This is a genomic window from Novosphingobium sp. SL115 (assembly GCF_026672515.1).
Classification (GTDB): domain Bacteria; phylum Pseudomonadota; class Alphaproteobacteria; order Sphingomonadales; family Sphingomonadaceae; genus Novosphingobium.
The window spans coordinates 2752989-2766748 of the sequence record NZ_JAPPRG010000002.1; the positions used below are offsets into that span (position 1 = coordinate 2752989).

A 13760-nucleotide genomic window follows, 5' to 3' on the forward strand; every position below is an offset into this window, starting at 1 on the left:
ACGCCCGGTGCGGCGGCCCATTGCGCATGGGCGGCATGGAACGCATCGTCGCGGGCAGTGGCAAGCGCGGCTTCCCATGCGTCCCATTCGGCGTCGGATGCCAGCGCGCCGTCCAGAGCCACCGGTTCGGGACAATCGCGCAGATAGGCGCGCTCTGCCGCGTCCATCGAGCGCGCGACAAAGGCATCGCGCGCCGGATCGGGCAGATCGGCGGCGCTGGCAGGCTCCACTCCGTCCGAGAGGTCGGCCAGCATGGCGTCGAACCGGCTGACCAGATCGTGCACATGCGGCGCAGCACGGTCTGCGCGGACATCAAGCCGGGCGAGATGGGCGAGCAGCAGCCGCGTGTCGAAGCGCTGGCGCTCCCCCACGACCTCACCCCGGAACCAGATGGTTTCGGTGATGCCGTGGATGGCGCGGGTGGCCAGCACCTGTTCGGTGGCTTCGCGCGCGATGATGAGCGCCGCCTCCCACCCGGCGGCAAAGGCGCGGTCGCGGCGGCGGCGGACATAGGCGGTCTGCGCCGACACCCCGGCAGCCTGCGCGGCAAAGCGGACATTGCCTTCCCGGCTGAGCGCTTCAAGGAACTGCGCGATGCGCGGCGGGGTGAACACGATGCCACCCGTGGGCGGGTGCGGCTGGGGGCGAGGCTGTTCCGTTCCCGGCTCTGCGTGTGCGGCGAAGGCAACAGGCCCTCCCCTGACCCCTCCCGCCTGCGGGAGCCGAATATCAGCGTCTTCCGTCAGGCGTTGCGCCTGCTGCACCCACGCCGCCCAGTCGAGATCATCGCCGCTGCCAATGTCGCCTGATCGCAGACCAATATCCCGGCTGGCAGGAATCCAACCGCGTCCAAAAGGGCTGGCGGACGAGGAATGAGAACCGTGAGGATCGGACCGGTGCGGCATGACGCCCTCCTGTTAGAACAAAACAGGAATTCTTAAGCCGGTTCGGGAGATGTAGGAAAGCGTGTTGGATACGCGAATATGTTTCCATTATGGTCGCAGATCACATTCCCCTTCCCCATCGAGGGCGAAAGGTTGGGTTTCCATACACTTGCCTTTTAGCGTTTCAGCAACGGCGCCATGTATTGCCCCGTAAAGCTGCGGGGGTTCTTTGCCACCTGTTCGGGCGTGCCTTCGGCGACGATTTCGCCGCCGCGTACGCCGCCTTCGGGGCCGAGGTCGATGATCCAGTCGGCTGTCTTGATGACGTCAAGGTTGTGTTCGATCACGACCACGCTGTTGCCCTGTTCGACCAGACGGTGGAGGACTTCGAGGAGTTTGCGGACATCTTCGAAGTGCAGGCCTGTGGTGGGTTCGTCCAGGATATAAAGCGTTTGGCCGGTGGAGCGGCGGGCGAGTTCCTTGGCGAGTTTGACGCGCTGTGCCTCGCCCCCTGACAGGGTGGTCGCCTGCTGGCCGACCTTGACGTAGCCGAGGCCCACTTCGTTGAGCATGTGCATCCGGTCACGGATGGGGGGGACGGCCTTGAAGAATTCTTCGGCGTCCTCGATCGTCATGTCCAGCACGTCGGCGATGGAGTGGCCCTTGAACTTCACCTCCAGCGTTTCGCGGTTGTAGCGTTTGCCTTCGCATTCCTCACACGTCACGTAAACGTCTGGCAGGAAGTGCATTTCGATCTTGATAAGACCGTCGCCCTGGCACTTTTCGCAGCGACCACCCTTTACGTTGAAGCTGAACCGTCCGGCCTTGTAACCGCGCGCGGCGCTTTCAGGCAGGCCAGCGAACCAGTCACGGATCAGGGTGAAGGCGCCGGTGTAGGTGGCGGGGTTCGATCGCGGGGTGCGGCCGATGGGCGACTGGTCGATCTCGATCACCTTGTCGCAATGTTCCAGCCCGGTGACGCGATCATGCGCGCCTGCGATCACGCGCGCGCCGTTAAGCGTGCGGGCGGCGACTGCGTGGAGCGTATCAATGGTGAAGCTGGACTTGCCGGAGCCGGAAACGCCGGTGATGCAGGTGAAGGTGCCCAGCGGGATCTTGGCGCTGACATTGCGCAGGTTGTTGGCGCGCGCGCCTTCCACGCCGATGAACAGGCCGTTGCCGGGGCGGCGGTGCGCGGGCACTTCGATGCGGCGCGCGCCGGTAAGGTATTGGCCGGTAAGGCTGTTGGGATTGTTCAGAATATCGTCAAGCGTGCCCTGCGCGACGATTTCGCCGCCGTGGACGCCCGCGCCTGGCCCAAGATCGACCACATGGTCCGCCGTGCGGATGGCGTCTTCGTCATGTTCCACGACGATGACGGTATTGCCCAGATCGCGCAGGCGTTTGAGCGTTTCAAGCAGGCGATCATTATCGCGCTGGTGCAGGCCGATGGAGGGTTCATCCAGCACATAGAGCACGCCGGAGAGGCCGGAGCCGATCTGGCTGGCGAGGCGGATGCGTTGCGATTCACCGCCGGACAAGGTGCCCGATGTGCGATCAAGGTTGAGGTAATCCAGCCCGACGTTGTTGAGGAAGCCGAGGCGTTCGTTGATTTCCTTGAGGATGGCGCGGGCGATCTGCGATTGCTGGCTGGTGAGCTTTTCATCGAGGGTGCCATACCATTCGACCGCGGCGGCGACGGACAGGCGGGTGATCGAGGAAATGTCGGCGCCTGCAACCTTGACGCTGAGCGCTTCGGGTTTGAGGCGTTTGCCTTCGCAGGTTTCGCACGGTTGCGCGGTCTGGAACTTGGACAGTTCTTCACGCATCCACGCGGATTCGGTTTGCAGCATGCGGCGGTTGAGATTGCCGATCACGCCTTCGAACGCCTTTTGAACGGTGTAGGACTTCTTGCCATCGATAAAGGTGAGCGGGACGGCCTTGCCGCCGGTGCCATAGAGGATGACCAGCTTCACCTCGCCCGGCAGCTGATCCCACGGGGTTTCGAGCGCGAAGCCGAAGTGCCCGGCGAGGCTGGCGAGAACCTGCATGTAATAGGGCGACGGCGGATTGCTCTTGGCCCAGGGGACGATGGCGCCCTGTTTCAGGCTGAGGTTTTCGTTGGGCACGACGAGCTGCGGATCGAACAGCAGCTTTTCGCCAAGGCCATCGCAGGCGGGGCAAGCACCCTGCGGTGCGTTGAACGAGAACAGGCGCGGTTCGAGCGCGTCGATGGTGAAGCCGCTGACCGGGCAGGCGAACTTTTCGGAAAAGACGATGCGGTTGGCGGGAAGGCCGGTTTTCTTCATGCCGGACTTCCTGGCGGCGGGAACCTCTTGAGGTTCGGCACTGCTGGCTGAGGCCCCCGCGTGCGCGGGGGCGCCGAGCGCTTCGACCGTAGTGTCGGCAAGGTCGATATAGGCGAGGCCGTCGGCCAGTTTGAGGGCCTGTTCGAAGCTGTCGGCAAGGCGGGTCTGGATGCCGTCGCGCACGGCGATGCGGTCAACCACCACTTCGATGTCGTGCTTGAGCTTTTTGTCGAGCGCGGGCGCGTCTTCAATGGCCATCATTTCGCCATTGATGCGGACGCGGGTGTAGCCGGCCTTTTGCCATTCGGCCAATTCGCGGCGGTATTCCCCCTTGCGGCCACGCACGGCAGGCGCGAGCAGATAGGCGCGCGTGCCTTCGGGCAGGGCCATCACGCGGTCAACCATCTGGCTGACGGTCTGCGCGGCGATGGGCAGGCCGGTGGCGGGGGAATAGGGAATGCCGATGCGCGCCCAGAGCAGGCGCATGTAATCGTAAATCTCGGTCACCGTGGCGACGGTGGAGCGCGGGTTGCGGCTGGTGGTCTTCTGTTCGATCGAAATGGCGGGTGACAGGCCGTCGATGTGTTCGACATCGGGCTTTTGCATCATTTCAAGGAACTGGCGCGCATAGGCCGACAGCGATTCCACATAGCGGCGCTGGCCTTCGGCATAGATCGTGTCAAACGCGAGGCTGGATTTGCCGGAGCCGGACAGGCCGGTGATGACCACGAGGGCGTCACGCGGGAGATCGACGTCGATGCCCTTGAGATTGTGTTCACGAGCGCCACGGACGGAGATTTTGGAAAGAGACATGCGCGGCGGTGTTCCAGATTTGTTCGATTCAGGCAAGTTCGTTTGAACAGCGCTGCAACGCCGCTTGCGAACTGGCAAACATGTGGGTAGCGCGATGGCGCAGCGCAATATGGCCAGTTGGGCGAACGACCGGAGCGGCCGACAACATCGAATGTGCGCCACCACACCAATTACGTGGCAAACAATGTCGAATGCATACAATTTCCTGTGTCGAAAGTTTGCTACAGCCTTGTGCAACGCAGCAGTGAAAGCGATTTTGGTTCGATGGTTATCGACGTTCCTGCCCACCTTCCGCAACCTGCGCAGAGCCTGTTCTGCAGCAGCGTATCTGCGCGGAGTGGCGGGACGGCGGAACGTCCGGCCATTTCGCTGGCCATGCGCGAACGCTTTGCCGCCAATTTCGCCGCCGCCTTTGCCGCTGCGATGACCGAGCACTGCCACGAGGATGGCGTGAAGGCCTGAGGCTAGTCGCTAGATCGCCAATGCCCTGTGGCCGGGTTCGCCCAGCCAGCGGGTGCCAAGGCCCCACACTTTGCCAATGATGTCCTGCGACAAGGCCGCTTCCGGCGCACCACTGGCGACAACACGCCCCTGATCCAGCACGATGACGTGATCGGCCCGGTTCATCGCCAGCGCAAGATCATGGACGACGAGGACCACCCCCCTGCCCTGATTGGACAGCGTACCCAACTGCGCGGCCAAGGATTGCTGATGGGCAAGATCGAGTGCAGCCAGCGGTTCGTCGGCCAGAATCCACTGCGGCTGGGTGGCAAGCACGCGGGCCAGCAGGGCGCGCGCGCGTTCTCCGCCGGACAGGGTGGACAAGGCGCGGTGGGCCAAGGCTTCCAGGCTGACGGTGGCAATCGCATCATCGACTGCACGGGTATTTTCGGCACGGCTGGTGTTATGTGGCAGACGGCCAAGCGCGACGAGGGTGCGAACCGAAAGGTTCCATGCCACTTCTGCCGATTGCGGCAGATAGCCGATGCGGCGAGCGCGATCCTGCGCGGCCAGCGTCGGCAAGGGAAGGCTGTCCAGCGTTACCGTGCCTGCCGCCGGTGCGATCAGGCCTGCAAAAGCTGCCAGCAGCGTGGATTTACCCGCGCCATTGGGACCGCAGATGGCGGTGACCCGGCCACGACGCAATTGCACGGTGACGTCGTGCAGGCGGTTGGGAATGGTAAGGCCGAGGGCTTCGAGCATCAGGCGAGTTCCCGGCGCATCTTGAGCAGGAGCCGCAGGAAGAACGGAGCACCGGCAAGGCTGAGGGCAATGCCGAGGCGCAGTTCTCCGCCAGCCAGCGGCAGGACGCGACACAGACAGTCGGCCACCAGCAGGAGCAGCGCCCCCCCCAGTGCCGATGGCAGCAACGTAGCCGAAGGGCGCTGATCGGTGAACGGGCGGACGAAGTGCGGCACCATCAGTCCGACAAAGCCGATCATCCCTGCAACGGCGACGCCTGACCCGACGATCAGGCCGATGCCTGCGATTATCAGCGCCAGCAGACGGGCAGGATCAAAGCCGAGCGAACGGGCAGCGGCTTCTCCCAATGCCAGGGCATCCAATGCTGGCCCACAGCGCCACAGAGCGACCAACCCCAGCGCGGTGAGCGGAGCGACAAGACGCACTTCAGCCCAGCCACGATTTTCCAGCGCGCCCATCAGCCATGCGACGATTTCCGACAGGGCAAAGGGATTGGGTGACAAGCTGATGGCAAGGCTGGTGAGCGCACCTGCAAGGCTGGCGATCATCATGCCTGCCAGTGTGAAAAGGGCAATGCCGCCGCTGCGCCCGGCAATCAGCGCGAGTAGCGCCATGGCCCCGCCTGCGCCGAACAGTGCGAATGCGGGCAGCAACAGCACTTGGGCCGAATAACCGGTGTAGAACGACAGGACAGCGCCCAATGCGGCAGAGGGTGCAATGCCAAACAGGCCGGGATCGGCCAGAGGATTGCGCAGATAACCCTGCATGGCTGCGCCCGCCGTCCCCAGTCCTGCCCCAAGGATGACGGCAAGGATAGCACGCGGCAGGCGCAGTTCCATCAGGATGGCGGTGGCGTTGGGCACGGGAGGACCAAATGGATCGATCCACACCTGCCCGGCAAGCAACGACAGCGGCAAAGCCAGTACCAAGGCGACGAGAAGCAATGTGACGAGCCGGGTCATCGCACCGACCTGCGAGTGACAGTGGCGGATGGTGAGTGCCACTCCACGACCATGCCGGAGGTTCCCTTCCCCGGTTCGGGAAGGAATCGGCGAATTTGGGACAGTCTTTGCGCAGCAGCGGCAATGGTTGGACCGCCGCAAAACAGCAGTTTGGGATCGAGCGTGACGCGGTGGGTGTGTTTCAGGGCATCCAGTGCAGGATGTGACAACACGCGGTCATCGCCACCCGCGACGGATGACTGGCCGGTTTCGCCGGTTTGCCCAGCCACGAAAATGACGGCGGGCGGATCGGCCAGCATCTTTTCCAGCGAAAGCAGGTCTGCCTGCCCGAACCCGCGTGCTGCGGCGAAATTGGCAAAGCCCGTGTGGCGCAGAAGATCGGCAATCAAGGTCTGGTCGCCGGGGACCATGCCGCCCGACTGCCAGACCACTGCAGCGACAGGTTGCGTGCCGGGCGGTGCAGCGGTGGCTGCCAGCACGGCATCAATACGCGCGATCAGCGCTTCGCCGCGTTCGGGATGCCCGGCAAGCGCAGCGATCTGGCGAATCTGGGCATGGCTGTCTGCAATGGTGCTCGCCATGCCGACGGTTTCCAGCCGCAGGCCCAGCCGGTGATAGGCACTGGCACTAGCCGGATCGATGAATGTGCTGCCAATGACGACATCGGGGCGCAGGGCCAGCACTTCTTCGATGGTGCCGCGCGTGGATGGCAGACGACTGGCAAGCGCAGGGTGCATCGAGGATGAGCGCGCGTCCTTGCTGTAGTGCGATATGGCAAGAATCTGTGCCGGGTCAGCAACTTGGGCAAGGATGGCGTCGCTGCAGGGGTTTAGGCTGACGAGCGTAGGGCCGGAACGGGACACATCCTGTTCCGGCACGTTCTGGGCCGCGCGCGATTGCGGGATGCAACCGTGCAGCGCCGCCGAGCAAACAAGGAGAGTGCAAAGGAGGGGGAGGGCCGTTTTGGCGAAGGGGGTTTTCGGGGGGAACAGACCCTCCCCCGCCCGATCCCGCAACGTGCGGGACAAGGGTGCAGCGGCTTGTCTTGACCGATGGAGGCCCCCGCCTTCGCGGGGGCGCGAGAGGCGGGGGCCAGACATCAGTAGCGAGCGCGGATGCCGACGAAGCCAGCCCGACCAAGCGTGCCGTAGGTGGCAACCGTCTGATAGTTCACATCGAACAGGTTTTCGACGCGGCCATAGAGTTCGACCCGTTCCGTCACCGGCAGGCTGGCGCGAACGGTGGTGAGCGCATAGCCATCAAGGCGTGTGGTATTGGCGGCGTTGTCATAGCTGTCACCCACAAGGCGAAGATCAGCGCCAAGGATGATGCCACCCAGCGGCGTTGTCCAGTCACCCGACAGGGTCAGTGCATGGCGTGGGCGACGCGCCAGATCCTTGCCGAAGTTGGCGGTGCCTGCGGTGAGATTGCGCGCCTTGATAAAGGCATAGGCCGCCTGAAAGTGCAGGTTTTGCGTGGGGCTTGCGCCCAGTTCCACCTCGACGCCTTCGGCACGAGCCTTGGCGACGTTATCGTAAAGGCCGAACGGGCGGTCGGCGCAGCGGCCCGCGCTGGCGCACGAAACGAACGCGATCAGATTGCGGCTATCGCGGCGGAACAGCGTGGCCGATGCGTGAAGCGGACCGTTGCGGGTGCCCCATTCAAGACCCGCGTCATAGCTTTTGCTGCGTTCGGCCACGAGGTTTGCGTTGCCGTAATCGGACAGCAACTGATACAGCGTCGGGGCCTTGAAGCCTTCGCCATAGGAAGCGCGTGCGCGCAGATTGTCGGTCAGCGACAGAGCGCCATTGGCACCGAACGTCCATGCTGTGCCGAAACGGCTGTGATCGTCGACGCGGACGCCGGCTGCGAGGCTGGCACGGTCAGTGCTCCAGCCCAGCAGAGCGTGGCCGCTGGTCAGGTTGGCTTTCGCTTCGGCATCGAACGTGCTGGAAAAACGAGTCCATTCGCTATCGCCGCCGAAATCGAGCGTGAAATTGGCGGGCAGGCTGAACCGTCCGGTCAGATCGACCCGCTCAGAGCGCCCCTGGTAGCCGTAGGATGGCGCGGTGCCGAAGGTGGGATCGAAGTAGTCGCGCTTGGTATCGGACAGGGCAAAGCCGGTGTTGAGCGTGAGCGCATCGGACGCATAACGCAGGCCGACGCGGCCCGATGCCTGACGGGTAGTCTGATATTCGGGCGTGTCCCCAAAATCGAAATAGGTAGGCGGACCGAAGCCATCGATATCGGTTCGGCTGTCAGCATAGCGCGCGGTGGCGACCACGGCGAGGCTGCCGGTCAGGTTGAGGCGGCCCTTGCCGCCCACGCGCCACTGGCGGAAGCCATCGGGTTCAGTGCCGACGGCGGCGGCGGAAATGCCATCGGTACGGGTGTAGCCACCGTTGAGGGTGATGGCGGCTCGATCAGTCGAAAGACCTGCGGCGGCATCAGCGGTGGCGGTATCGTTCGCGCCATATTCGGCGCTGGCTTCGACGCCGTTCAGCTCGCGCGACTGGATGGCGATCACGCCGCCGATGGCCGCGCTGCCCCAAACCACCGAGTTGGAGCCGCGCAGCACGTCGATCCGTTCAACGCCGCCGGAGGTGAGCGTGCCGAAATCGAATCCGCCCGACGGGGCCGAGACGTCTTCAACGCGCACGCCATCGATCAGTACCAGCACCTGTTCGGCATCCGCGCCGCGCAGGCGAACGCCGGTAAAGCCGCCAAGGCTGCCATTGCGGGTGAGCGTGAGGCCGGGAATGCGTTCAAGCACACGGGTCAGATCAGGCCCCTGAACCGACTGGATTTCATCAGCGGTGATAACCGTGACGGGCTGGCCGAGGCGGCTGACGAGCGTTTCGCTGCCAGTGGCAATGACGGTGATGGCGTCGGGGCGGATCGTGTCGGCAAAGACTACATCGTCCGGGCTTTGCGCCAGAGCGGGGCATGCGACAGCAAGCGCGGACACGGAAAGCAGATACTTCTTCACAAATTGGACTCCCGGCCCACGAACGGAAAATGCCGTTCATGGCGGGAGGAGCGCTGGGCCATGCAATTGGCGCGCCTCTTCGCGTGCGCCCGGTTCACCCCGCCCGGCCGCGGAACGACAACCCTCGGCAGGTTTCCTGGCTTCCGGGTCATCGCGCGGCGCCCGCCTTCCCAATGCCGGGATCAATCCGGCACCAGTGGCATCAATGGGCGACACGCTATCCGGTTACAGTTGCGGGGGCAGCGCCGGATTTGAACCGGCTTCCCTCTTAGCCCGGACGAACCGGGCACCGTTGGCGTCGCCGCGCCCCCTAGCGCCAACTATGCTGCACCGCAAGGCGGGCTTGGGACTTTGTGACAATTAACCGGATCGAAGGGGGATGTGCCGCATCGGGACAGGCGCAAATGCGCAGATGCGGGCAGGCCTGCTTAAGCGTAGCGCAATTGCGGATTTACAGGATGTACCCCGTTTCGTCATGCCGCTCGAAATAGCCTATAAGCCGATCGTGCTGCCCGATGCTGCTTTTGCGGTGACGGAGGGGAGCATGGCCGTGCCTTGCGGGACCGAGGTGAGGCCGCGCGATTTTACCGGGCGTATCCGGCGGCGCGACATGCGCTCGATCCGGCGCACGCTGCGCGCGCCGTCGATGCTGCGCCAGCGGGCGGCGGGTGTGGCGATGTTTGGCGCGCTGGGAATGTTGCTGGGGCCATTGGGCTGGGGCGAACCGGGCGGCATTCACCCTGCTTCAGCGCAGGAACGCCGCGCAGGATTGCAGCCCTTCGAACGGGGGAGCGACAACTTCCCCGGATCTGCGTTTTACTGGCTGGAAGCCGAGAACACCGGGCTGGTAGCGCCTGCTGATGCTGACAAGGCTTGGGAAGGCCAGCGCGACGATGCCGTGGCGTCGCCTGCCGAAGCAGGCGGACTTGCCCGCCCGATTGTGGCCACTGGCACCAGCGAAGACCAGTGGCGCGCGCTGCAATGCCTGACCACGGCGATCTATTACGAAGCGGCCAGCGAACCGGACGCAGGCCAGCGCGCGGTGGCGCAAGTGGTGCTGAACCGCGTGGCGCATCCGGCATGGCCGAACACGGTTTGCGGCGTGGTCTATCAGGGATCTGAACGGCCATCGTGCCAATTCTCGTTCGCCTGTGACGGATCGCTGGCGCGCAAGCCGATGCGCGCGTTCTGGGACCGGGCGCGGCGTGTGGCGGCAGATGCGCTGGCGGGATATGTCTATGCCCCGGTCGGGCTTGCCACCCATTACCACACCACTGCGGTCCACCCCTATTGGGCTGACAGCCTGAACTTCCTTGGCACCATCGGCGCGCATCGATTCTATCGCTGGGCCGGCAAGGCCGGAAAGCCGATGGCCTTTACCGCGCGCTATGCCGGAGGGGAACCGATTGCCGCGCCGCACCCGCGTTCGTGGACGCCAGCCCCTGCTGACATCGCCGATCCGCTTGCGCTGGAAAAGGCGTTCGAGGAAGGGCGTATGGCAGCGGTGGCGGCGGGTAGTGCCGGACCTTTGCCTGCAAGCCTGCCGATAGCGCCGCACATGGCTCCGGCTGCAAATGCGGGCGCAGGCCCGGCTCGATCGGTGATGGATGGTAAGTCCGATGCCGCCCCTGTCCCGTTACAGCGCAGCGGCACGGTTCTGCCCCAATATGAAAACGCAGGCCGCTGGATCGCCCAACCCGGCGCATAGTAGTCTGCACCTGATTTCGCATCAGATGATTACCGCGGCCTTTACCGTGTCGTCACACACAACCTTAGCTTGCGCGGCGTAAGACGCAGGCTGTGGAGCGCGGCTTGGAGGCCGCCAAGGAGATGTGACACCTCATGCTGCGATTTGCCCCCCGTTACGGCATTATTTCCCCGTGTATGGCCCGCCCGATTCTGGGGCGGCATTTGCGCGCGGTGAATGACAATGCCGAAGAGTGGAGCGGATCATGGCCGCAGGAAAGCGCTGCGCTGGATTCGGCCTTGCGGCTGTTTGCGGCGCACGGTTTTTCCGCTGCGGAGCGCGCCCGCGACGCTGCCCTGATTGCCGAGCGCGGCGGCGATGAAAGCGGCCAGCAGTTCTGGATGCAGGTCTGCCGCACGCTAGACCGCCGCCTTGCCCGCGACATGGTGCGCAAGCACCGCTGACATCGAGCGTTCATCCTAAGGTTGCAAAAGGCTTCGACGCGCTGCGTCGGGGCTTTTTTTGATTCCTGACCGTGGTTCGGACACAGCATATTGCTATTGCGAACTGTTATCTAAAAAACCCGGAAACTAGCCGTTTTTCGCGGTTGCATTCGTAAGCGCGGGGGCCTACGGGCCGATTCATTCTGCCAGAACTTCCTTGGCTCGCGGGGCGCGGGGAAGAGTTGGGCGAAAGCTCTGCTGGCGTATGTATGCTTGTCCCCGCGAACGGGAAAGGACCGTAGAGCATGGCACGCAAGAAGATCGCGCTGATCGGCGCAGGCAATATCGGGGGCACGCTGGCCCACCTCGCCGCCCAGAAGGAACTGGGTGACATCGTCCTGTTCGACGTGGTCGAAGGCGTGCCTCAGGGCAAGGCGCTTGACCTGTCGCAGTGCGGCCCGGTCGAAGGCTTTGACGCCAAGATCACCGGCACCAACGACTATGCCGACATCGCTGGCGCAGACGTCATCATCGTTACCGCCGGTGTCGCCCGCAAACCCGGCATGAGCCGCGACGACCTGCTGGGCATCAACCTGAAGGTGATGAAGGCCGTGGGCGAAGGCATTGCCGCCAACGCACCCGACGCATTCGTCATCTGCATCACCAACCCGCTCGATGCGATGGTGTGGGCACTGCGCGAATTCTCCGGCCTGCCCGCCAACAAGGTTGTCGGCATGGCTGGCGTGCTCGATTCGGCCCGCTTCAGCACCTTCCTTGCATGGGAATTCGGTGTTTCGATCCGCGACGTGAACACCTTCGTTCTGGGCGGCCACGGTGACACCATGGTTCCGGTGACGCAGTATTCGACCGTCAACGGCATCCCCGTCCCCGATCTCGTCAAGATGGGCCTGTCCAGCCAGGAAAACATCGACGCCATCGTGCAGCGCACCCGTTCGGGCGGTGGCGAGATCGTCGGCCTGCTCAAGACCGGTTCGGCGTTCTATGCACCTGCAGCCTCGGGCATCGCGATGGCCGAAGCCTACCTCAACGACCAGAAGCGCATCCTGCCTTGCGCCGCCTATGTTGACGGCCAGTATGGCGTTGACGGCCTATACGTTGGTGTGCCCGTGCTGATCGGCGCAAACGGCGTTGAAAAGGTTATCGAAATCGAACTGGACGACGCCGCGAAGGCTGGCCTTCAGATTTCGGTCGATGCGGTCAAGGAATTGCTCGTTGCCTGTAAGGGCATTGATCCTTCGCTGGCTTAATCAGATACCTCGCATCAGGTCACTTGGCCTGACCTGATAAAGAGTTGCGCCCCATCCTCCCCTGGGGCCACTTGCCCAAACCGACCTAGTGCCGAGCCTGCCGGTAAAACGGCAGGCAGCATCGGAAAGGAACGACATGAGCATTCTCGTTGACAAGAATACCAAGGTCATCACCCAGGGGATGACAGGCAAGACCGGCAGCTTCCACACGCAGGCTGCACTTGATTACGGCACCCAGATGGTTGGCGGCGTGACCCCCGGCAAGGGCGGCACCGACCACATCGGCCTGCCCCAGTTCAACACCGTGCATGAAGCCAAGGCTGCCACCGGCGCCACCGCATCGTGCATCTACGTGCCGCCTTCGGGTTGCGCTGACGCCATCCTTGAAGCGATCGACGCCGAGATGGAACTGATCGTAGCGATCACCGAAGGCGTTCCGGTGCTGGACATGGTGAAGGTAAAGCGCGCCCTTTCGGGTTCGAAGAGCCGCCTGATCGGCCCCAACTGCCCCGGCGTGCTGACGCCGAACCAGTGCAAGATCGGCATCATGCCCGGTTCGATCTTCAAGGAAGGTTCGGTCGGCGTGGTTTCGCGTTCGGGCACGCTGACCTATGAAGCGGTGTTCCAGACCTCGGCCATCGGCCTTGGCCAGACCACCGCTGTCGGCATCGGCGGTGACCCGGTGAACGGCACCAACTTCATCGACGTGCTGGAACTGTTCCTTGCCGACGACGCCACCAAGTCGATCATCATGATCGGTGAAATCGGCGGCGATGCGGAAGAAATGGCAGCGCAGTTCCTGATCGACGAAGCCAAGCGTGGGCGCAAGAAGCCGATGGCCGGCTTCATCGCGGGCCGCACGGCGCCTCCGGGCCGCCGCATGGGCCACGCCGGCGCGATCGTTTCGGGCGGCAAGGGCGATGCCGAAAGCAAGATCGCCGCGATGGAAGCCGCTGGCATCAAGGTTTCGTCCTCGCCTTCGCTGCTGGGCGAAACGCTGGCCGAAGTTCTGAAAGAGCGCGTCTGATCGCGTAAATGCTACTGCCCGGCTAGGCCCCTTTACCAAGGGGCCGCCGGGCGTATGCTTCAGGTTTTCCCGGTAAGGCGCCCGCTGCGACACACGCGACGGATGATGCCGACCGACACGGAATTTTCGCAGGCTCACATGCGCTTGCGGCGGGAAGTTTCGGCTCCGCACCGGT

The 13760-nt window shown here is 63.8% G+C and carries 10 protein-coding genes and 1 riboswitch; of the genes, 5 read left to right on the forward strand and 5 right to left on the reverse strand.

What is annotated here, in order from left to right; translation table 11 throughout:
- Positions 1 to 1060: 1060 nt before the first annotated feature.
- Positions 1061 to 4006 carry an excinuclease ABC subunit UvrA gene (gene uvrA, locus OVA07_RS14795; protein ID WP_268172249.1) on the reverse strand — a complete coding sequence of 982 codons (2946 nt, stop codon included), beginning with the start codon at positions 4004 to 4006 and terminating at the stop codon, positions 1061 to 1063.
- A 264-nt stretch (positions 4007 to 4270) separates the two neighbouring features.
- On the opposite strand from uvrA, the gene OVA07_RS14800 reads away from it, so the two are divergent.
- A complete protein-coding gene (locus tag OVA07_RS14800; RefSeq protein ID WP_268172250.1) occupies positions 4271 to 4468 on the forward strand; it encodes a hypothetical protein in 198 nt (65 codons plus the stop codon).
- A gap of 9 nt (positions 4469 to 4477) precedes the next feature.
- Here OVA07_RS14800 and OVA07_RS14805 read toward each other — a convergent pair whose 3' ends face one another.
- From OVA07_RS14805 to OVA07_RS14820, 4 genes are all read right to left on the reverse strand, one after another.
- Positions 4478 to 5209: an ABC transporter ATP-binding protein gene (locus OVA07_RS14805; protein ID WP_268172251.1), complete on the reverse strand. Its 732-nt coding sequence runs from the start codon at positions 5207 to 5209 to the stop codon at positions 4478 to 4480.
- Positions 5209 to 6171 carry a FecCD family ABC transporter permease gene (locus tag OVA07_RS14810; protein WP_268172252.1) on the reverse strand — a complete coding sequence of 321 codons (963 nt, stop codon included), beginning with the start codon at positions 6169 to 6171 and terminating at the stop codon, positions 5209 to 5211. The genes OVA07_RS14805 and OVA07_RS14810 overlap by 1 nt, the downstream gene beginning before the upstream one ends.
- Positions 6168 to 7034 (reverse strand): ABC transporter substrate-binding protein, encoded by an 867-nt coding sequence (locus tag OVA07_RS14815; protein WP_268172253.1) that lies wholly within the window; start codon positions 7032 to 7034, stop codon positions 6168 to 6170. The genes OVA07_RS14810 and OVA07_RS14815 overlap by 4 nt, the downstream gene beginning before the upstream one ends.
- A gap of 236 nt (positions 7035 to 7270) precedes the next feature.
- The gene (locus OVA07_RS14820) at positions 7271 to 9160 is read right to left on the reverse strand and encodes a TonB-dependent receptor plug domain-containing protein (RefSeq protein ID WP_268172254.1); all 1890 of its coding nucleotides are present in this window, start codon (positions 9158 to 9160) and stop codon (positions 7271 to 7273) included.
- A 109-nt stretch (positions 9161 to 9269) separates the two neighbouring features.
- Positions 9270 to 9468, reverse strand: a riboswitch (cobalamin riboswitch).
- Positions 9469 to 9635: 167 nt separating this feature from the next.
- Between OVA07_RS14820 and OVA07_RS14825 the strand changes: the two genes are divergently transcribed.
- From OVA07_RS14825 to sucD, 4 genes are all read left to right on the forward strand, one after another.
- Complete coding sequence (locus OVA07_RS14825; protein WP_268172255.1) at positions 9636 to 10868, forward strand: cell wall hydrolase; 1233 nt, start codon at positions 9636 to 9638, stop codon at positions 10866 to 10868.
- A 134-nt stretch (positions 10869 to 11002) separates the two neighbouring features.
- Positions 11003 to 11311 carry a hypothetical protein gene (locus OVA07_RS14830; protein ID WP_268172256.1) on the forward strand — a complete coding sequence of 103 codons (309 nt, stop codon included), beginning with the start codon at positions 11003 to 11005 and terminating at the stop codon, positions 11309 to 11311.
- A gap of 284 nt (positions 11312 to 11595) precedes the next feature.
- Positions 11596 to 12558 (forward strand): malate dehydrogenase, encoded by a 963-nt coding sequence (gene mdh / locus OVA07_RS14835; protein WP_268172257.1) that lies wholly within the window; start codon positions 11596 to 11598, stop codon positions 12556 to 12558.
- Positions 12559 to 12694: 136 nt separating this feature from the next.
- Entirely contained in the window at positions 12695 to 13585 is an 891-nt protein-coding gene (gene sucD / locus OVA07_RS14840) for a succinate--CoA ligase subunit alpha (RefSeq protein ID WP_268172258.1), read from the forward strand.
- Positions 13586 to 13760 lie beyond the last annotated feature (175 nt).